The organism is Sulfitobacter sp. SH22, assembly GCF_965641905.1.
GTDB lineage: Bacteria > Pseudomonadota > Alphaproteobacteria > Rhodobacterales > Rhodobacteraceae > Sulfitobacter.
The window spans coordinates 120638-140056 of sequence record NZ_CBFFKI010000002.1; the positions used below are offsets into that span (position 1 = coordinate 120638).

Here is a 19419-nt window from a genome sequence, read left to right on the forward strand (position 1 = left end):
GTCTGTGTCCGTAACCGTGGCTGGCAATGCGCATTCATTTCAGTGACCGTTTGCCTTTAGAACGACGCCGATCGTTTTTACCAAAATCATCAGGTCTTCTCGGAGGGAAAGCCTGGCAGAATAGGCACTGTCGAACACGGCGCGGTCGGCAAAATCTGATAGATTTCGGGTAGATACCTGCCAGTTCCCGCTGATCCCGGGCAGCATATCATAGTAATCGCGCCCTGTATAAAGCGGCTCTTGGCAAATCATCATGGGGCGCGGGCCGACCAGGCTCATGTCTCCCCACACCACGTTCCAGATCTGCGGCAATTCATCAAGAGAAGTCCGCCGCAAAAAATGTCCGAAATGGGTGACACGGGGGTCGTGTTTCAGTTTTTGCATACAGTGCCATTCCAGCTTGGCCGCTGCATTATCGGCCAGATGCCGTGCAAGAACCGTGTCCCCGTTGCTGACCATAGATCGCAGTTTCCACATTTTGAAGACACGACCGTTAAAGCCAATTCGAAACTGTGAATAAAATGGTGCCTGACCTGTTAACCAAATCATCAATGCACAAATGCCCACAAGGGGGATCACCAAGGGTGCAAGAAACAGACAAATCAAAAGATCGAGCGCCCGTTTGCCACCGTTTCGGTACAAACCGCTGCGGGTATTCTCCTCATTTTTTCCTAATGTTTGCGGGGGCTCCCGGACGATTGCGCGCGTGACATCAAGGGTCGAAGACGGGCTGTTGAAGTCCTGAAAAATCATATGTCGGCCCATCCCTGTTTCGCGGTTTCAAACCAGTGATCCTCTCCGGAATACGGCGGGATCTGGTTAATCAGTGCTAAATCCCTAGGCCGCCGAGAGTTACCAAGCCGTTAAGCAGCAGCCCAATTAACCAAAATTCTTTGGGGGTCAGCGGCGGCTCTCCAAAACAATCCGATCAGGGTTGCCCAATTAACCAGCATTTAACTTTCTGCGGCCAATCTGGAGTTCGGATGTTTCACAGATCGTTAATGCACCAGTTTGAAGGGACCACGAGGCAATGACTCACAAACAGCGTTTGCATCGTTTTTTCCGCTGGCTTTCCGGCGTTGGTACCGGCTGAAAATGGATTTTCCTTTCTTCATTTCTCGGCTTGTCCTGCGGTGGCACTGGATTGCGGTCTTCTGCGTGATTGGCGTCACCTCGGCTGCCGTCATGACCAGCCTGCGAACCCCCGTCTATGTCGCCCTCGCGCGTATATTGGTGGAGCCGGAGCAGATATCGAGCGATCTGGCAGGTTCATCTGCACCCCTACAATCGCAGTCTCGATTGGATCTGATATTGCAACGCATCCTGGTGCGCCACAGCCTGTCAGACCTGGCGTGGCATGAAAAAATCTATGAGGGTTTGCGCCAAAATACCCCCCTCACAGACGAGCAGGTCAGCGATTTAAGGTCGAGGATACGCATGACCCACGCGCCGGGACGTGACGCCGCACCCCTTATCAGCATCAGTTTTGAGGCCTCCTCCTCCCAGCTTGCAGCGGATGTCGCCAACAAGATTGCCACAATGGTGATGCAAGAAGACGTCGCGACGCGAACGCAAATCGCGCGAAAAACCCTCGAATTTTACACACAAGAAGTCACGCGACTTGAGAGGGAGCTTGCCGCTCAGGATGCTGCAATTCTGGCTTTCAGGCAGGAAAATACCGACAGTTTGCCCGATAGCCTTGCCTTTCGGCGAACCCAGCAAACCACGCTTCAGGAACGACTGTTGCAAGTGGAGCGTCAAATTGGAACGCTGCGCGAATTCAGGGCAAAATCGGAACGCCGCCGGCAACTCCTTGCTGCGGCCGATGCGATCAAACCCTCCATCTCCCAATCGAACGAAGAAATACAACTCGCCGTTTTAGAAGAGGATCTGGCGACCCAGACCACGCTCCTCTCCCCTGATAACCCCCGTGTAAAAATCCTGTTGTCGCAGGTGAACGGCTTGCGTCAGCGTCTGCAAGCTGCGGGCAAAACACCCGATCACCCCGTCCCGCTGCCAGAACCGGCATCGAGTTATGAGATAGAGCGCGCCGAAATTGAAGGGGACTTGGCAGAACTCACGACCCGAAAGACGCAGATAAGCGATTCATTGACCGCACTTGCTGAATCTATTGAAGCGACCACATCGAACGGCATTACCCTCGGCAATCTTGAACGCACACAGGCCAACACACGCGCACAGCATGAACAGGCCGTCGCCAGCAAAACGCGCGCCGAGACCAGCAAGATGATTGAAACGTTGCGCCACGGGCAACACATTTCCTTGTTCGAAAAAGCCTTGCCGCCACTTCACCCCAAGGGGCCAAGCCGGCTTGTCGCGCTTGTTGCCGGGTTTCTCTGCGGGTTGCTCGGTGGAGTTGGGTTTGTTTTCATTCAAGAGCATTTTAGCAAAAAGATCCGGCGCGCTGCGGACATCAGCAATGCCTTGGGGATCATCCCCTTTGCAACCTTGCCGTATCAAACAGCCGGAACCGAAATATCGCGCCGCCGCACACCGACACAGGTGACGGTTGCCCTTGTGCTGGCCGGTTTGTCTGCGGGGCTTTGGGCGCTGCAGGGGTATTCGGTGGGTGCTTCGCATGTTGACGGAACAATTGGGCCAACAGAATTAACGACTGCCAAATTAACAACTGAAAACCTTCAGACAACAGGTTCGGAACGTCATTGAATACCCCCCTTACAACCCTTGATCAAACCCAGAGGCCCGCGTTGAATACGCGCCTCAAACCCATTCCGTCCGTTCAAGAAAAGCGGGTCCTTCAGGCCGCTTGGGAAGGGATAAAAATTGCCGATCTGTGCCCCGGCCACCTTTCCCAAAACCTGATTTTTACCCATGGATCAGGCGCGGGTGCGATGCCCTATGATATGCTGCGCACCCGTCTGCTGCACCACATGCGTGCCAAAGGGTGGCGGCGCGTTGCGATTACGTCACCCACCGCTGAATGTGGGAAAAGCACGGTGGCGCTTAACCTCGCGCTTAGTCTGCAACGGCAACCCGACTGTCGGACCATCTTGCTGGAAATGGACATGCGGCGACCCTCGTTGGCAGCCATGTTGGGATGTGCACCACCCGCTGATATGGCGCATTTCTTACGCGGCGACCGCCCGTTCCACTCTGCCGCATTGCGCGTGGGTGACAATCTTGCGATCTCCTCCAATCGGAACCCGGTGACCGACGCTGCTCAAATTCTGGCAAGCCGCTTTTTCCCCCTTGCGCTGAGCTCTCTTGATGACACCTACGCAACGGACATCACTATTATCGACACCCCGCCGATGCTTTTGTCCCATGATATGATGGCCATCGCGAAACATGTGGATTGCGTTCTGGTTATCGCCGCCGCCGACCTGACAACCACAGACCAGATTGACCAATGCGAACGTGAACTGTCGGGGCAAACCCAGATGCTAGGGGTGATCCTGAACAAATGCAGACAGCAGGGACCCGGCTACGGATATGGCACTTATGAATAATACGAAATACTGATCGCGATGATCGCCTAATAGTTAGGCCATGCGCCCCAATCTAAGGCGGTGATCCAAGCTGATCCCGCTGAAACCCTTTGCTTTATCGGATGGCTCGTCCAAAATTACAGAGTCCGTAATCAAAAAAGTACCCTTTCCATGGCCGAGAAAACACCGCCCCTAAGCGTGAAAATCGCGCGGATTGTTAAGGATATATACCCTGACCTCGATGCCGACGTTCTGTCCAGTTTGATTGTCGAAGCCTTTTGGCCCGAGACTGCGCCGCGCCGCAAACGCGGGCGTTTGCCTGGTAACAATCTGTGGTCCGAAAAAGACGCGCTGGTGATCACCTATGGGAATTCGATCATTGACGGGTCATTCAAACCCTTGGACTTGCTGCATGATTTCTTGCTGCGTTACCTCAAGGGGGCGGTGAACAGCGTACATATCCTGCCGTTTTTCCCCTATACATCGGATGACGGGTTTGCGGTAACCGATTTTCGGGCGGTGCACCCGCAACTGGGCGACTGGTCAGACATTAACCGTATTGCGGCCGATTTTTCGTTAATGTCGGATCTGGTGTTGAACCATGTTTCAAGCCAAAGCAATTGGTTCAACGCCTACCGACAAGGGCAGCCCCCTTATGACAAGTTCTTTTTCGAGGCGGACCCCGCTGATGATCTGAGCATGGTAGTGCGGCCGCGCACGACGCCGCTGCTTCAGGAGGTCGAAACGACCAAAGGCACGCGTCACGTTTGGTGTACCTTCAGCCACGATCAGGTCGATCTTGATTTCCGAAATCCCGAAGTCCTGTTGGAATTTTTGCGAATTATTCGCCTGCATGTCGACAATGGCGTCCAGATCATCCGTCTGGATGCCGTTGCATTCATCTGGAAACTGGCGGGCAGCCCTTCGGTCCATCTGCCCCAGACCCACGCGATTATCAAACTCATGCGGCTGCTGTGTGACTATGCGCCCGAAAAGATCATCTTGCTGACCGAAACCAATGTGCCCAAGGCTGAAAACCTGAGCTATTTTGGGGCTCGTGACGAAGCACATGCGATTTACAACTTTCCCCTGCCACCGCTGGTTTTGCATGCCATGATGTCGGGCTCCGCCAGATATTTGCACAAATGGCAACGCGCAATGCCGCCGGCCCCGTTGGGCTGCGCCTATCTTAACTTTACCGCCAGCCATGATGGCATCGGCATGCGCCCCGCCGAAGGGGTATTGCCCGATGCTGAAAAAGACAAAGTAATCCAGACGGTTAAAGAAATCGGGGGCCTAGTATCCATGCGCGCGCTGCCCGATGGCGGGCAATCCCCTTACGAGCTGAACACCACATTTTATGATGCCATGGGGCGCACGTTCAAAGGATCGGACGCCCATCATTTCGACAGGTTTATCTGCTCGCAAACCATTGTTATGTCGCTCGAAGGGATCCCCGCGTTTTATATCCATTCGCTGTTGGCCACGCTCAATGATCATGCGCAGGTCGAACATCGCGGCATGAACCGCGCGATCAATCGCCACCGCTGGGATTATCCAACGCTACGCGCATTACTTGGCGATGAAACGACCCCGCAGGCGCGCGTGTTGGACGCTTTGACACAGCGGCTAAAACTGCGGTCCCGCCAATCCGCGTTCCATCCCAACGCCACGCAATTCACCGTGAACCCGGAGGACGCGCGGGTGTTTGCCGTCTGGCGCCAAAGCCTGGACCGCCACCAATCGATTTTTGCGCTGCACAACGTCAGCGATGAAACCGTTTCCGTTCCGACCAGCACGCTGAACATGATCGAGGACGAAACATGGGTTGATCTGCTGTCGGGCGAAACCGTGCCCGCGGATGCGGAAACGGTCACCCTTGCGCCCTATCAGTGTCGCTGGATCACAAACCGGATCTAGCTGAATTCCGCTTCATCCGCTGCGGCGGCGGCATGTAGGTCAGCCAGAAAACCGGGATCGGCAGAATGCACCCGGTTCCAAGTCGGAATGAACGGCGTCTCGCGGGGGTTCTCAAGGAAAAAGCTGCCGGCACGCATGATGTTATTGGCGAATAGTTCAATCGCCTGTTCCTCCTTGTGACGGTCGATTTCCAACCCGTTCATCACTGCATCCGCGTGATAGGCCTCAAGCAGATCCAGCGCTGTGCGGTAATAGGTGGCCTTGAGCGTGCGGAACGTATTGTTGGTAAATATCGTGCCATCTGCGGCAAGTTTGCGGAAAATCGCCTTGCAGATATCGGTCGACATCCGGCTTAGACCGGCGCTCGCATCCTCGGGCGACAAATCCTGATGTTTGTGGTCATAGTTATCGCAAATCTCGACCTGGCAGACCGCTTTGGGTGCCAGATTGCGCCATGCCTCTGACAATACTCCGATCTCGAGCCCCCAATCAGACGGGATACGAAGATCAGGCAAAATGCCGGTGCGCATAGCGAATTCGCCAGATAGTGGATAGCGGAAACAGCGTAAATATTCGATGAAATCACGATCCCCGACGACCTTTTTTAGCGCGATCAACAGCGGGCTGACCAGTAGACGGGTCACGCGCCCGTTCAGATGGTCATTGCCCACCCGCGCGTAATATCCCTTGGCCACCTGATAGGAAAAATGCGGGTTTGCTACGGGGTAGATCAGCCGCGCCAGCAGTTCGTTGGTGTAGGTGACGATGTCACAATCATGCAGCGCCATGACCGAACTGTCCTGACAGGACATAAGATACCCCAGGGCTGTCCAGACGTTTTTGCCCTTGCCTTGTTCGGACGGGGCCAACCCCAAAGCGTCAAGCCGCGCGCCCAGTTCAAGCATCCGCGGGCTGTCGTTCCAGATCACCATATGGCGCTGGTTCAGGCCCTTGAAGAATTCTTTCGCGTGGCGGAACTGTGCTTCGTCTGCGCGGTCAAGGCCGATGATAATGCGGTGAAGATAGGTAACCTTGGACAGCTCGGCCAGAATGTTCGGCATCGCGTCGGTTTCCAGCTCAGAATAGAGGCAGGGCAAAATCAACGTCATTTTGCGGGTCTGTGCAAAGGTTTCCAGCTCGTATGTCAGTTCATCCAGCGACCGTGTCCGCAGGTTATGCAGCGTCGCGATGTTACCGTTTTGGTGAAAATCTGACATGGGTGATCGTTCCTATCTAAGGTTCAGGTCAATAAGGAGGCCAAGGATCGCAGCGTTCCACCCTTGGGGGCCAGGCAATGCGGTGCGGATAATGGCGCCGGTTTCTTCGCCTTTTAACGCAGGCAAGGCTTTGCGATGCGGGTTTGCCACAATAACGCCGGTGTCTGCCGTTTGCAGCATCTCGACATCATTGGGGGCGTCGCCCAAGGCAACCGTGTGGGCCGGTTGATATTCGGCAATCAATTCGGCCATCCGGTCGGCCTTGGTCTGGCCAAAGGACAGGGTCAGAAACCGCCCCCCTTCGCGCGCCGTAATGCCATGTTGCGACAGATGGTTCAGGAGCAGGTCCAGCTGTTCGGCGGTGCCGCCCCATAGGCCGGGTTCCGAAAACGCTCGCGCCATGGCAAGTTTTGCCTGCCCGGCATCAAGGCCGGTCACGGCTGACACCTGTGCTGCGGTCATATCCCCAAAACCGCGAAAATGCTGGCGCAAGGCGGGGGGGGTGTCGTCCAATATCGCCCGCAGCTTGGAATACTGCGTACTGTCTGCCATCCCAGACCCGTTTGCCAGCAACAGACCCGCGCCGTTTTCAACGATCGCAGGCCAGTGCGACCATCCAAGCACAGCGCGAATGTTTGCAATTTCGGGGCCGGTTTTACTGCTTGCCATGATCAGCCCGCCCCCGCAGGCGCGCAATGCCTCTAATGCCGGTTTTGCCGCATCCCAGCTGTAGGTCGCATGATCAATCAACGTGCCGTCGAGGTCGGAAAATACTAAAATTGGAACTGCGGGCACGGATGACATACCCAAATGTTGCCGTCTGGGCCCCAAGGAAACAACAGCCAAAGCACTTTTTTCGGGCAGCATTCCGGCTAGTGCCTATTTTTTAATCACGCGCTTTGGATGTCGGTCCTATGGCTAGTGTTTTGGCATACCCTTGGGGCGCATTAGACGTTTTTGTGCGGCAATTCGGAAGGGTGCGTTGGGGGCACCGTATCCTTTGTAGCCACCGCGCCGTTCGACAATTTCAAAGAACATTCCACCGGCATAGGGCTGGGAATAGAACTGGAAAAACGCGCCGTTTGCGTCTTCGTCATACAGGATATTGCCAGCCTTGAGACGGGCCAGAACCGCAGGATCAAGGTCAAACCGCGCGGCGAGGTCAGCATAGTAGTTGTCGGACATCGGCAAGGGTTTGAAGCCGCGTTTCGCCATGGCATCGCTGGTAACAAAGATATCGTCGCTGGCCAGTGCGATGTGCTGCACCGATGCGCCAAAGCTGTCGGCAAGGAAATTGCCCGCCATGGTGCGGTGGGTTTCTGCCCCGTTCAGCGTAATCCTGAACGTCCCGTTTGGTGTCTCAAGCGCCTGGCTGCGCACCAACCCGTCGGGGTCAACCACATCGACCATGGGCGATTTGTTCATCTGGAACAGCGTTGTATAGAACAGCGACCAGCTGAGCATTTCATCATAGCTCATGGTTTGGGCTAGGTGATCAATCCGCATCAACCCTGCGTCGCTGTCATCTTGGGCGGTTTGGGTGAATTCGACCGACCAGACATCATTCAGACCGCTGGTTTTGTCGATGAAATGCATCACACTACCGCTTAGGCCGCGGATCGCGGGGATGTTCAGCTCTCCGGGGCCGACGGGCTGGTTAAAGGGGGCGGCCCCCAGACGCTGCGCGCGTTCAACGGTATCAGCAGCAGCGTCGACCGCGATGCCGATGTCACAGACGGTGGTGCCATGGGCCATATAGGCGCTGCTGGCATAGCCGCTTTTCTCACGGTTCACGACAATCCGGATGTCGCCTTGGGTCCACAAGGCCAGCTTCTTGGCGATGTGGGTGCCGGAGTGTTGGAAGCCCAAGGTGCGCAGGATAGTCTCCAATGCGTCCGCTTCTTCGCCGCGCGACGCGAATTCAACAAAGGATACACCATCAACTGTGGAGCGTGCGGGCATCGGGGCCAGCATGGCCGCCGCCGCAGGTTCGGCGCGTTGCACGTCATCCATCAAGGCAATCAGCGACCGATGGCCGTCTTTGGCAATCGTCTTGGCGCTGCCGCCACGGAACTGGTCGTTGAAAATCTCGAGCGAGATCGGGCCGGCATAGCCTGTGGCCATCACGGCGCGCATGAAATCGGTTACGGCAAGGTCGCCTTCGCCGGGCATATTGCGGAAATGGCGCGACCAATACAGCAGGTCCATGTCGATCTGTGGCGCGTCGGCAAGCTGGACAAAGAAAATCTTGTCACCGGGGATACGCCGGATCGTGTCGGGGTCGATCTTGCGGGCAAGGGTATGAAAGCTGTCCAGAATGATGCCCACATTCGCATGGTCGGCACGGCGCACGATTTCCCATGCATCGCGGTGGTCATTCACATGTTTGCCCCATGCCAAGGCCTCAAAGCCGACGCGCAGCCCGCGTTTGGCAGCGCGGTCGCCCAGTTCGGCAAAATCAGCCGCCGCACGGTCGATCCCGCCAAGGGCTTCCGGATGGCAGCTAGAGCAGACGAGAACCAGATCGGTGCCCAGTTCCTGCATCAGATCGAATTTGCGTTCGGCCCGGTCAAACGCCTTGGCGCGCAGAGGTTCTGGCAACCCTTCGAAATCGCGGAACGGCTGGAACAGGGTGATCTCTAGGCCCATGGACCGGATCAGGTCGCCGACCTCGCGGGGGTTGCCGTCATGGGCGATGAAATCCTGTTCAAAGATCTCGATGCCGTCAAAACCGGCGGCGGCAATCGCCTCCAGCTTTTCGGGGAGGTTACCGGAAATCGAAACGGTGGCGATAGATGTTTTCATCTTAATATCCCAATACACGTGGCAGCCAGATCACCGTCTCTGGCACAAAGGTCAGGATCAGCAGCACCAGCACTTCGACGGCAAAGAACGGCAGGATTGCGCGGGTCAGTCGCGCCATGCCCACACCTGCGATGCCTTCGGCCACGAACAGGCACAGGCCCAAAGGCGGGGTGATCAGGCCGATCATCAGGTTGAAGATGACCAGAATGCCGAAATGCACCGGATCAACGCCAAGGCTGACAGCGATGGGGTGCAAGATCGGGACCAGCACCAGCATCGCGGCGATCCCTTCGAGGAACAGACCGACAAACAGGAACAGGATGATCACGGCGATCAGGAAGGTGGTTTTGCTGTCGACATTGCCCAAGACCCAGTCGGTCAGCATGTTCGGGACGCGGTTATAGGTCAGCAGCCAGTTTGCCGCCGAAACCGACGCGATGATGATCAGGATCACGGCACTGTCGCGCATGGCGTCGGTGAAAATGCGCGGCAGGGCGCTGAACGCGATCTTGCGGTACACAAACATCCCGAGAACCAACGCATAGGCCACTGCAAAGGACGCCGCTTCGGTGGGGGTCACGATGCCAAGCAGGATGGACCCGACAACAAACACCGGCATCAGCAGAGGCAGCACACCGCCCAGCAAGGCCGTGCGGGCAGGGGGCGCTTCGGCTTGGGCGGCAAGTTCGGTCGCGCGGTCGATTTTGACTGTCATCATCACGTAAGCCGACAGGAAAATCGCCAGCAGGATGCCCGGAATGACGCCCGCCATGAACAAGGCAGGTACTGAGACGCCCGTGACGATCAGCGCATAAATGATGACGGGGATCGACGGTGGAATGATCGGCCCGATTACGGATGAAGCCGCGGTCAGTGCCGCAGCATAGGCGCGGTCATAGCCGTGTTTTTCCATCTCGGGGATGAACACGCGGCCAATCGCAGACGTATCGGCCACGGCAGAACCGGAAAGCCCCGCGAAAATCACCGAGGCCCAGATATTGACCAGTGCAAGCCCCGCGCGCATCCGTCCCACTAGAACATTCGCGAATGCGATAATGCGGCCTGTGATGCCGCTTTCGTTCATCAGCTCGCCCGCGAGGATGAACAGGGGAATGGCCAGCAGCGGATAAGAGTTTAGACCCTTGAACATCTCGGTTGCGACGATGCGCAGCGCATAGGGCGCGTCGCCCGTGGCCATGAAAAGGCTAAGGGCGGCGACAATGGCAAAGGCAATCGGAAGGCCTGCCAAAAGCCCAAGGATAAGGACGATATAGACCATCTTAGGAGACCTTCAGCGCGGCGCGGCGCTCCATGAATTTCAGGAATGCTGCGATCATCAGGAAAACGCCCCCGACGGCGATCGCGAATTGATAGGTGCTGACCCGGCCAATCCAGATCATGCCTTCGATGCCGGTGGATTCAACCAGCCGTTTGGCTGTGCCAATCAGGCCGGAACTGTCAACAGCGGCGCGGCGGGTGGCAAAGGCATAGCCGGACCATGCAAGTGCGGCCCCGACGGCAATCATCGCCAGATCAACCCCACAAAACAGGATGTCGCGGCGGCGTTTCGACAGAAAATCGGTAAGGATGGTAAATCGAATGTGGCGGTCTTGCATATAGGCAAGCGCAAAGCCGAACATCACGCCGTATACGGCGATATAGATCGGCAGTTCCTCGCCCCATTCGACTGATTTACCCAGAGTATAGCGTCGTAGCGAATTAACAAAAATAATCATAAAAACCAGCGCCATAGAGACACCGGCACCCGTTGCAAAGAAACGTCTGAAGAAAGTGTTTAGACGATCCATAGCGGTTCGCTCCCTTGGGTAAGATTGCCGCGCACCAACATGTCAGAGCGCGGCAAATTGATGTATTATTCAGACGCGGTGGAAACGGCGGCTTGCAGATCGTCGATCCACTTGGCGTCGTCACCCAGTTCGCCGCGCAGATATTCTACGACCGCAGGCTGTGCTTTTTCTGCAAACATAGCCAGTTCTTCGGATGTTGGCGAATAAACCTGCATCCCTTCGGCCTGGACTTTGTTCACGCCTTCGGCTGTGCCCCACTGCTGGATTGCGCGGCCCATTGTACCTGCAACGCGTGCCGCTTTGGCAACGACTTCCTGCTCTGCAGGGGCAAGCGACTGGAAGAATTCATCGTTGATGATGATAAAGTCGGCTGCATAAACGTGACCGTCGAGGGTCATGTATTTTTGCAGCTTGTGCAGGTTGTTGGCATAGATCACGCCGACAGGGTTTTCCTGACCGTCAACAACACCGGTGGACAATGCGTTTGGCAGTTCTGTCCATGCGATCGGAGTCGGTTCGCCGCCCAGACCTTTGACCATTTCGATATACAGCGGAATAGGCTGCACGCGGAATTTCAGACCTTCCATATCCGCAGGTGTGCGGATTTCGCGGGTGCCGTTGGTGAAGTTCCGGAAACCGGTTTCCCCATAGGCCAGCGTGCGCAGGCCGGTTTTGTCAAGGCAATGTGCGGCCAATGCGTCGCCGAACGGGCCGTCCAGAACATCCCACGCGATGGTGGCAGAGGCGAAGGTGTAAGGAATATCCAGAACCGACGCGGCAGGACAGACCTTGGACATGGCGCCCGATACCAATGCGATCTGTGTCAGACCTTCCTGGACCTGATTAACCAACTCGTCTTCGTTGCCCAAAGCACCGGCGGGAAACAATTCAACGGTCAGGTCGGTTTCGCCTTCGACAATGTTCTTGAACACATGGGCTGCGGCTCCCTTTTTGGACGCGGTCCATTCGTCGGGATCCACATGCGCAATCCGCAGGGTTTGTGCCTGGGCACCGGCAGCGGCAAGGCCGAGTGCAAGGGCCGTTACGGCCGTAAGTTTGGTGATATTAAAACGCATGATATCCTCCGTTTTGCGTTTGGGTGCTGTTTGAACAGCGGGTTCTTTTATGAGACGAAAGATTCGAACGTGGCTTTCATCCGCATGGGGTCGGGCGTGCGCCCGGTAAACAGTTCAAAGGCCCTGACCGCCTGATAGACGGCCATGCCGGACCCCGGCAGAACCCGGCAGCCAATGGCACGCGCGGCGGCCAGAAGTTCGGTTTCAAGCGGGAAATAGACAATGTCGGCGACCCACATTTCGGGGCGCAGGGATGCCAGCGGATAGGCAGAGCCGGGCAGTTTCGCCATGCCGACAGGTGTTGCATTCACCACGCCATCGGGGCGCAATGTCGCGATGTCATCCAAGGTGACCACATCGACCGTTGTTGTTGGCGCGCTGGTCTTGAGCAGGGTTTGCAACCCGGTCGCCCGGCTATGGTCGCTGTCGGCAATCGTAAGCCGTTTCACCCCGAGGGCAGACAATGAATGGGCCACGGCCACGCCCGCGCCCCCAGCACCGACCTGCAAGACATGATCCAGCGTCGCGCCTGCCATGTTCTCGCGGAACCCTTCCTCAAAGCCCCATTTGTCGGTGTTATGCCCGATCCGTTTGCCATCGCGAAAAACGACAGTGTTCACGGCACCAATGGCGCGGGCATTTTCCGAGATGCTGTCAAGCAGGGGCATCACGTCGATTTTGTAGGGAAAGGTGACGTTCAGCCCGGCAAAACCGCAAAATTCGGCGGCATCTATGATCGCCTCAAGCGGGCGGTCGCCGCGGGGGAACTGATCGACATCCAATATCTGGTACAAGATGCGTTGCCCGTGGGCGGCACCTTCTTCCATGTGCAGTTTAGGAGTGCGCGACTTTTGGATGCCACGACCAACCAGCCCGATCAACAGATCAGGATAGGACTTTTGGACAGCCGGCTTGGGCGCGTTCACAACGTTCGAATTCATGTAGTCCTCCGCTTCCTGTCGAATCTTGCTGCCGACTAGGATTGTCACAATGAACCACACGGTTAATTGTGTGTCAACAGAGTTGTACTGAACGGTTAATTGTGTTCGGTTTTGAAAAAGGCTAGAAAATCTGGATGACGTCAAAACCCGCCTCCAACTCGGTGAAAAACCGTGGGTCCTGGAAACAGAACCCTGATGCCGTAAAGGCAGATATCTTGCGTGTTGCGCGGGCCGAGTTTGCAGATCACGGCCTGTCAGGCGCCCGCATCCAAGAGATCGCGGAAAAGACCAAGACCTCCAAGCGGATGATTTTCTACTACTTCAAGGACAAGGAAAACCTGTATCGCGAGGTGCTTGAGCAAGCCTACCGCGAGGTCCGCCAAGGCGAGAAGGCATTGGCGCTGGATAGTCTTGATCCGGTCGAGGCGCTGACCCAGCTGGTTGCATTCACGTTCACCCATCATCGCGCGAACGAAGATTTCATCCGTTTGGTGATGATCGAGAATATCCATCGCGGCGTGCATCTATCTGCATCCGAAACCATCCGTGCCGGCAACTCTCCGGCGGTCGAACAGCTTAGCGCGATCCTTGAGCGAGGAACGGCGCAAAAACTGTTCAAACCGGATATCGCAGCGCAGCAACTGCATTGGAAAATCAGCGCGCTGTGCTTTTTCAATGTGTCGAACGAACCCACGTTCAGCCGGATTTTCGGCAATGACCTGATGACGGAAGCGGGTCAGGCAGCGCTGCGGCAGGACGTTGTCGACACCATCGTCGGGTCGGTGCTGGCATAACTGTCTACTCATGGCAGGCCCGATCACGACGCTGTTTTCAGCGGTTCGAATCGTATGGATTTCCGGGCAACCAACACGCAGAAACACCGATTTCAGAGATCGTTTCAGGCCGATTTTTGAAGCTTAAAATTTTTTATTCGTCATCCTTATCGTGCGGTGGGCTTACTATTTCCCGCAATATTGACCACGTCATATCACCGCCATAACTTGGCTTGGCCGCTGACACAAAGCAGTCCGGAAAACGTAATACTTTGGTATGAAACACCTGCACCCTTTGGGGGGACAGCGGTATTTGCCACCTAGGTAGGATTTCGAAAAGCCCGTTAGCGCGTCAGTTTCAGTCTCATCAGGGTCACTCCCGGCCCGACACACTGAAAGAGAATGAAATGACTATTACACGCAAAGCGCTTCAGGTTTTCGCCCGCACATTCGCAAAAGACGAAGACGGCGCTACAGCGATTGAATACGGTTTGTTCGCAGCCCTTGTTGGCGCTGTGATCGTTGGCACCGTTGCAACATTGGGCAAGCAAACCAACTCCGGCTTCAGCACAATGAGCACCGCGATGACCGAAAACGGAATTTCGGCCACCCAGTAATCCTGACTGGTACGAGAAAGAGGGGCGCGCAAGTCTGGCGCGCCCTCCGTGCCCAATGCACCCAACAAGGATGAACCCCATGCCATTTGACGCTGTCACCAATCGCGATACCGCGCAACTTGTCGCCTATGTCTGCACGGACAAAGGTGCCGATGTCGCGCGTTCGGCGCTTGAGTTGAGCGGCAGTGAAAGCGCGGCGCTGCATGGCGGGGGATTATCGGGTGCTGCGCGGTTGTGTTCGGGCACGGCACAGGCCCAAATCGTTCTGACCGAGATCGGAAATATCCCGGTTGAAATGGCCTGCGAATGTGTCACCGAGATCGCCAGATCCGGCGCGTTGGTTGTGGTGATCGGGGCGCAGACGGACATCGGCACCTATCGCGCCTTGCTCAAGGCGGGGGCGGCTGAATACTTTAGCTTTCCTGTCAGCGCGCAGGAAATTCTGAGCGTGCAGCGCAATACACCCGAGCCATCAGTTGTTGTTGAACTTCCCCTGCCGGTGACCAAGGCACCTTCGGTCGCGATCACGGGCAGTAATGGCGGGGTCGGCGCTAGTATTCTGGCGCAAAACCTGGCCTATTATGCGGCGAACGCCAAAGGCCCGAACCTCCGGACCGCCCTGCTGGATGCCGATCTTCAATTCGGGTCCCAAGCCATTGATCTGGACCGTGACGAAACCGTTGGGCTGTTTGATGCGCTTCGGGCACCAGATCGTCTGGACAGCACATTCATGACAGCCACGATGGAGCATATTACGGATCAGCTGTCGCTGTATTCGCAGCAAATTCGTGCCGGTCAGGATGTTCAGGCCTACCGAAAAGGTCTGCCCTGGCTGTTCCCCCCCTTAAGGGAAGAATTTGACGCGTTGATAACCGATCTGCCGCGCACTGTTTTGATCCAAAGTGCCGATCTGACCCAACATCTGAGCGCGATTGTTCTGGTGATCCCCGCCGGATTTTCGGGTGTGAATGCGGCAAGTCGTTTGATCGGGCGGATCAACAGTCACGATCCTGACGTGAACATCCTGCCGGTGCTGTCAGAATTGCGCCATGACGCAGGATTGTCCAAAAAGGATATCGAAAAGACGATCGGGATTCCGATCGTGGCTACTTTGCCCCGGTGTGATGCCCCCATGGCAAAAGCCCAGCGGGCAGGGCACCCGTTGATCGAAATGCAGCCCCGAGGGGCCTATGCCAAGGGTGTTGCCACGATCTGGGATGCGGCTGTTGCGCCGCGCAAAAAGGATAGCGGGCACAGGTCCGGTTCTATTATTAGCAAGATTTTCAGATGAGTATCCATTCAACGTCCACCCATGACCCTGATGATTTATCATCGGTTCTTTTGATCGCCAGACAGATTGACGCCGAAGGTTTATCCGCATCCGAACGCGCAAACGTGGCCGTGTCCTATGTGGTGGAGAACGCGCAGACAGCCTGGTCATTGACGCGCCAGCGCAAGGCACTGGCTGATGCGACGCGCGCATTGCAGGCGGAATTGGGTCAGGACGCGCCTGCGCCTGTTGCCAATGTGGTTGATTTCAAACCAGCCGAAGCCGCCAAATCGCGTGAAAAGCCCGCCGCTGAACCTGCAAAAGAAACGGGTCAGGTGATTGCCGAAACATCAAGTGACATGATGAATCTGGCCAATGAGGTTGTGCAGGCGCTGTCTGAAATCCTCGATTTTTCCGATCTTGTCGGCCAGCCCCGCGCCGAGCAGGAAAAGCTGATCCATGGGTCGATACGGGCCCTGTCCGAAGATCGCAAAATGCATCTGAACGGGCGCGAAGTGTCGGCTTTGGTGACAGCAGTCCTGGCGGATATGCTGGGTCTTGGCCCGCTGGAGGCCTTGCTGGCGGACGAGAATATCACCGACATAATGGTGAACGGTCCCAAGCAGGTTTATGTCGAACGCAAAGGCAAGCTTGAGCTGACTGGCGTCCGGTTTCGCGACAACGCCCATGTGTTTGCCGTGGCCAGCCGGATCGTTGCAGCCGTGGGACGGCGCATTGATGAAAGCCAGCCGATGGTCGATGCGCGCTTGAAAGACGGCAGCCGCGTGAACGTGGCAGTGCCCCCTTTGGCCATTGATGGCCCGACCATCACCATTCGCAAGTTTCCCGCCAACCCTGTGACGTTGGACGCATTGGTTGACGGCGGCAGTCTGACTGCACAGATGGCCGCGTTTCTGGGGCTGGCTGCGTATCTGCGGCTCAACATTCTTGTTTCTGGTGGCACGGGGTCGGGCAAGACGACCCTCATGAACGCGATGTCGCAGTTTATTCCGGCGGGCGAACGGCTGGTGACCATCGAAGATGCCGCCGAATTGCGGTTTCAGCAGCCGCATGTCGTGCGTTTCGAAACGCGCCCCCCCAATGTCGAAGGCACGGGCGAGGTGACGATGCGGACGCTGGTGCGCAATGCGCTGCGGATGCGCCCCGACCGGATCATCATCGGCGAAGTCCGGGGCGACGAAGTGCTGGATTTGTTGCAGGCGATGAACACCGGGCACGACGGGTCGATGAGCACGCTGCACGCCAATTCCCCGCGCGAAGCATTGACCCGTGTGGAAAGCATGGCGGCACTGGCAGGCTTTGCCCCCGGTGGCGGTGTGGTGCGCCGGCAATTGGCCGACGCGGTGCATCTGGTTGTTCAGGTGTCGCGGATGCGGGACGGCAAAAGGCGGGTGACGTCGATCTCTGAGATTGCTGGCCTTGAGGGGGATACGGTGACGCTGCAAGAATTGTTCACGTTTCACGCCGACGCAAGCAGCACCCGTACCCATGTGAAGGGCGAATTTCTGTATTCCGGTTTCCGTCCGAAATTTGCGGTCAAAGCGGCTGACTACGGTGTCGCGGATGACCTTGATGGTATCTTGGGGCTGACCGCATGACATTGACCCTGATCGTGACCGCTGCGGCATTTGTCGTGTTTGCGGGTCTGGCGCTTGGCTTGCTTGTGCGCAGCGATCGCCAGCGCCGCTGGCATTTGGCGCGGCTAAAGCGGGTGCGCCCCGATACGGCGGTGCGGCTTGAGAAACCTCAGCGGGGTGTCTTGGATAAGCATCGGAAATTCGGCTTGGTGGGCCGGATCGAACAAGAGCTGGCCAAGACCAGCTTGCGCAGCAGTGTGAACGAAATTTTCATACAGGTGTTCTTGGCGGCCATCGGTATTTACGGGCTGGGCGTCATTCTTGGTGGGCTTCATCCGTTAACGGCTTTGCCCTTGGCGATCTTGCTTCCTGTCGGGGGGGCTGTGCTGGTTTTGCGCATAGCAAGAAACCGGTACCGCGCGGCGTTTACCGCCGATTTGCCCGAAGCGCTGGATGTTTTCGCACGGGGGCTGCGGGCCGGGCGGCCGGTGTCGGATTCCCTGTCGATCGTTGTGGCCAATGCCAAAGGTCCGATCCAATATGAATTCTCGCGCTGTCATGATGAAATTACCATGGGTACGACTTTGCCCGACAGTCTGGCGCGTCTGGAATTGCGCATTCCGACGGCCGAGGTGTCGTTTTTTTCCGTCGCGACATCGCTGCAGGCGGAAACCGGCGGCAACCTGATCGAAACGATGGAGGGCCTTGCCAACCAGCTGCGCGAGCGCCGCAAACTGCGTAAAAAGGCGCGTGCCCTGTCGTCGGAAGCGCGGGCAAGTGCGCTGATCCTTGCGCTGTTGCCTTTCGCGGTGACCTTGGCGATTGCGGTGTTGAACGGCGCGTATCTGGAGCCGCTTTATGCGGATCCGCGCGGCCGGATGATTTCGCTGATCGCGCTTGGCAGCATAACTCTGGGCGTTTTCATCATGGCGCGGATGGGCAAGCTGGATGTCTGAGGGGGTGCTTCAACCGATATTCTGGCTGGCGCTTGGGGGGATTGTTCTGACTATGTTGGGCTGTGCCGCGCTGTTGCAGTTTGAACGGCAGCGCAACCTGATCGCCGCGCGCTTGATGCGGGCCAAAGGCACGGGACCTTCCCGTGCCACCCATGACAAAACACGGCAAAGCGGCAGCCTGGCCCATGCTGGCAAACAGCTACGCCGGATTGTCGGCCTGATCGGAGAGCGCATGTCGGTCATATTGGGCGGTGAATCGCGCGATACGGCGGCTGAACTGTCATCGGCAGGGTTTCGCAGCCGTGACGCCTTGCTGATCTATGCGTTTTTGAAAACTGTCTTGCCACTGGCTGCGATGATCTTGGGGATGGCTTGGGTCTTTACCACCACGGAAATCGGTATGGACATGATGATACCGGTTGCGACGGTGATCGCTGCCGCCTTGGGTCTGTCAAAGGGCATCGACATGGTCGTCAGTCATCTGCGTTCGACGCGGCTTGCCCGTATCCGCCGTGGGTTTCCGGACATGCTGGAACTGTTGGTGATTTCATCCGAGGCAGGGCTTGGCCCGCAGCCCGCGATGCAAAGGGTGGCCGTCGAGCTGGCATCGACCAGTTCTGAACTCGCGCAGGAGATCCTGCAAATGGTGTCTGAAATGCGCATGACCAATGACCGGCGCGGCGCGTATCACAAGCTGAATATCCGTGTGCCCCTGCCCGAAATCGGCGTATTCACCCAGACGCTGGATCAGTCCGACACCTATGGCACGCCGTTTTCACGGGCCATGCGCACCTTGATCAACGAACAGCGCGCCAACCGGATGATGGCGCTAGAGGAAACGGCAGCGCGGTTGCCAGTGATTATGACGCTGCCGCTGATTTTCTGCATTATGCCGGCGGTTTTTGTCGTGCTGATCGGCCCCGCCGTCCTGAGCGTTTTTGACAATATCATTGCAGGAGGATGATCAA

The 19419-nt window shown here is 56.8% G+C and carries 17 protein-coding genes; 9 read left to right on the plus strand and 8 right to left on the minus strand.

Translation table 11 applies throughout. The features are described 5' to 3' along the window. Positions 1-39 precede the first annotated feature (39 nt). Positions 40-753: a sugar transferase gene (locus ACSQ13_RS00935; RefSeq protein WP_295513081.1), complete on the minus strand. Its 714-nt coding sequence runs from the start codon at positions 751-753 to the stop codon at positions 40-42. A gap of 342 nt (positions 754-1095) precedes the next feature. Here ACSQ13_RS00935 and ACSQ13_RS00940 point away from each other — a divergent pair, with 342 nt between their 5' ends. The 3 genes from ACSQ13_RS00940 (at position 1096) to ACSQ13_RS00950 (ending at position 5390) form a co-directional block, all read left to right on the plus strand. After that, positions 1096-2688: a GumC family protein gene (locus tag ACSQ13_RS00940; protein ID WP_295513080.1), complete on the plus strand. Its 1593-nt coding sequence runs from the start codon at positions 1096-1098 to the stop codon at positions 2686-2688. A gap of 185 nt (positions 2689-2873) precedes the next feature. Continuing rightward, positions 2874-3491 (plus strand): tyrosine-protein kinase family protein, encoded by a 618-nt coding sequence (locus ACSQ13_RS00945; protein WP_295513078.1) that lies wholly within the window; start codon positions 2874-2876, stop codon positions 3489-3491. Positions 3492-3641: 150 nt separating this feature from the next. Then, positions 3642-5390 (plus strand): alpha-amylase family glycosyl hydrolase, encoded by a 1749-nt coding sequence (locus ACSQ13_RS00950; RefSeq protein WP_295513076.1) that lies wholly within the window; start codon positions 3642-3644, stop codon positions 5388-5390. On the opposite strand, the gene ACSQ13_RS00955 is transcribed toward ACSQ13_RS00950, so the two are convergent. The 7 genes from ACSQ13_RS00955 to ACSQ13_RS00985 all read right to left on the minus strand — a co-directional run bounded on the left by ACSQ13_RS00955 (position 5387) and on the right by ACSQ13_RS00985 (position 13237). Continuing rightward, positions 5387-6607: a glycosyl transferase gene (locus ACSQ13_RS00955; protein ID WP_176250900.1), complete on the minus strand. Its 1221-nt coding sequence runs from the start codon at positions 6605-6607 to the stop codon at positions 5387-5389. The two genes, ACSQ13_RS00950 and ACSQ13_RS00955, sit on opposite strands and share 4 nt — an antisense overlap. 12 nt (positions 6608-6619) lie before the next feature. Further along, entirely contained in the window at positions 6620-7411 is a 792-nt protein-coding gene (locus ACSQ13_RS00960; protein ID WP_295513075.1) for an HAD-IIB family hydrolase, read from the minus strand. 114 nt (positions 7412-7525) lie between these two features. Next, entirely contained in the window at positions 7526-9412 is a 1887-nt protein-coding gene (locus ACSQ13_RS00965; protein WP_295513074.1) for a bifunctional sugar phosphate isomerase/epimerase/4-hydroxyphenylpyruvate dioxygenase family protein, read from the minus strand. Position 9413: 1 nt separating this feature from the next. Beyond that, positions 9414-10691 carry a TRAP transporter large permease gene (locus tag ACSQ13_RS00970; RefSeq protein ID WP_176250897.1) on the minus strand — a complete coding sequence of 426 codons (1278 nt, stop codon included), beginning with the start codon at positions 10689-10691 and terminating at the stop codon, positions 9414-9416. A 1-nt stretch (position 10692) separates the two neighbouring features. Then, entirely contained in the window at positions 10693-11148 is a 456-nt protein-coding gene (locus ACSQ13_RS00975; protein ID WP_255200230.1) for a TRAP transporter small permease, read from the minus strand. A 137-nt stretch (positions 11149-11285) separates the two neighbouring features. Beyond that, entirely contained in the window at positions 11286-12296 is a 1011-nt protein-coding gene (locus ACSQ13_RS00980) for a DctP family TRAP transporter solute-binding subunit (protein WP_295513071.1), read from the minus strand. A 47-nt stretch (positions 12297-12343) separates the two neighbouring features. Beyond that, on the minus strand, positions 12344-13237 hold the full coding sequence (locus tag ACSQ13_RS00985) for a shikimate dehydrogenase (RefSeq protein ID WP_176250894.1): 894 nt from the start codon (positions 13235-13237) through the stop codon (positions 12344-12346). 134 nt (positions 13238-13371) lie between these two features. Here ACSQ13_RS00985 and ACSQ13_RS00990 point away from each other — a divergent pair, with 134 nt between their 5' ends. The 6 genes from ACSQ13_RS00990 to ACSQ13_RS01015 all read left to right on the plus strand — a co-directional run bounded on the left by ACSQ13_RS00990 (position 13372) and on the right by ACSQ13_RS01015 (position 19415). After that, complete coding sequence (locus ACSQ13_RS00990) at positions 13372-14031, plus strand: TetR/AcrR family transcriptional regulator (RefSeq protein WP_295513070.1); 660 nt, start codon at positions 13372-13374, stop codon at positions 14029-14031. Positions 14032-14417: 386 nt separating this feature from the next. Further along, the gene (locus tag ACSQ13_RS00995; protein WP_295513069.1) at positions 14418-14627 is read left to right on the plus strand and encodes a Flp family type IVb pilin; all 210 of its coding nucleotides are present in this window, start codon (positions 14418-14420) and stop codon (positions 14625-14627) included. A 79-nt stretch (positions 14628-14706) separates the two neighbouring features. Beyond that, positions 14707-15918: an AAA family ATPase gene (locus tag ACSQ13_RS01000; RefSeq protein WP_176250891.1), complete on the plus strand. Its 1212-nt coding sequence runs from the start codon at positions 14707-14709 to the stop codon at positions 15916-15918. Continuing rightward, entirely contained in the window at positions 15915-17516 is a 1602-nt protein-coding gene (locus ACSQ13_RS01005; RefSeq protein ID WP_295513068.1) for a CpaF family protein, read from the plus strand. The genes ACSQ13_RS01000 and ACSQ13_RS01005 overlap by 4 nt, the downstream gene beginning before the upstream one ends. Continuing rightward, positions 17513-18451 (plus strand): type II secretion system F family protein, encoded by a 939-nt coding sequence (locus tag ACSQ13_RS01010; RefSeq protein WP_295513067.1) that lies wholly within the window; start codon positions 17513-17515, stop codon positions 18449-18451. The genes ACSQ13_RS01005 and ACSQ13_RS01010 overlap by 4 nt, the downstream gene beginning before the upstream one ends. Beyond that, positions 18444-19415 carry a type II secretion system F family protein gene (locus ACSQ13_RS01015; RefSeq protein ID WP_295513065.1) on the plus strand — a complete coding sequence of 324 codons (972 nt, stop codon included), beginning with the start codon at positions 18444-18446 and terminating at the stop codon, positions 19413-19415. The genes ACSQ13_RS01010 and ACSQ13_RS01015 overlap by 8 nt, the downstream gene beginning before the upstream one ends. Positions 19416-19419 lie beyond the last annotated feature (4 nt).

What these genes read in the sequence shown, in the direction of transcription:
- ACSQ13_RS00935 (WP_295513081.1), bottom strand. Translation starts at nt 753, where the DNA reads ATGATTTTTCAGGACTTCAACAGCCCGTCTTCGACCCTTGATGTCACG.
- ACSQ13_RS00940 (WP_295513080.1), top strand. Translation starts at nt 1,096, where the DNA reads ATGGATTTTCCTTTCTTCATTTCTCGGCTTGTCCTGCGGTGGCACTGG.
- ACSQ13_RS00945 (WP_295513078.1), top strand. Translation starts at nt 2,874, where the DNA reads ATGCCCTATGATATGCTGCGCACCCGTCTGCTGCACCACATGCGTGCC.
- ACSQ13_RS00950 (WP_295513076.1), top strand. Translation starts at nt 3,642, where the DNA reads ATGGCCGAGAAAACACCGCCCCTAAGCGTGAAAATCGCGCGGATTGTT.
- ACSQ13_RS00955 (WP_176250900.1), bottom strand. Translation starts at nt 6,607, where the DNA reads ATGTCAGATTTTCACCAAAACGGTAACATCGCGACGCTGCATAACCTG.
- ACSQ13_RS00960 (WP_295513075.1), bottom strand. Translation starts at nt 7,411, where the DNA reads ATGTCATCCGTGCCCGCAGTTCCAATTTTAGTATTTTCCGACCTCGAC.
- ACSQ13_RS00965 (WP_295513074.1), bottom strand. Translation starts at nt 9,412, where the DNA reads ATGAAAACATCTATCGCCACCGTTTCGATTTCCGGTAACCTCCCCGAA.
- ACSQ13_RS00970 (WP_176250897.1), bottom strand. Translation starts at nt 10,691, where the DNA reads ATGGTCTATATCGTCCTTATCCTTGGGCTTTTGGCAGGCCTTCCGATT.
- ACSQ13_RS00975 (WP_255200230.1), bottom strand. Translation starts at nt 11,148, where the DNA reads ATGATTATTTTTGTTAATTCGCTACGACGCTATACTCTGGGTAAATCA.
- ACSQ13_RS00980 (WP_295513071.1), bottom strand. Translation starts at nt 12,296, where the DNA reads ATGCGTTTTAATATCACCAAACTTACGGCCGTAACGGCCCTTGCACTC.
- ACSQ13_RS00985 (WP_176250894.1), bottom strand. Translation starts at nt 13,237, where the DNA reads ATGAATTCGAACGTTGTGAACGCGCCCAAGCCGGCTGTCCAAAAGTCC.
- ACSQ13_RS00990 (WP_295513070.1), top strand. Translation starts at nt 13,372, where the DNA reads ATGACGTCAAAACCCGCCTCCAACTCGGTGAAAAACCGTGGGTCCTGG.
- ACSQ13_RS00995 (WP_295513069.1), top strand. Translation starts at nt 14,418, where the DNA reads ATGACTATTACACGCAAAGCGCTTCAGGTTTTCGCCCGCACATTCGCA.
- ACSQ13_RS01000 (WP_176250891.1), top strand. Translation starts at nt 14,707, where the DNA reads ATGCCATTTGACGCTGTCACCAATCGCGATACCGCGCAACTTGTCGCC.
- ACSQ13_RS01005 (WP_295513068.1), top strand. Translation starts at nt 15,915, where the DNA reads ATGAGTATCCATTCAACGTCCACCCATGACCCTGATGATTTATCATCG.
- ACSQ13_RS01010 (WP_295513067.1), top strand. Translation starts at nt 17,513, where the DNA reads ATGACATTGACCCTGATCGTGACCGCTGCGGCATTTGTCGTGTTTGCG.
- ACSQ13_RS01015 (WP_295513065.1), top strand. Translation starts at nt 18,444, where the DNA reads ATGTCTGAGGGGGTGCTTCAACCGATATTCTGGCTGGCGCTTGGGGGG.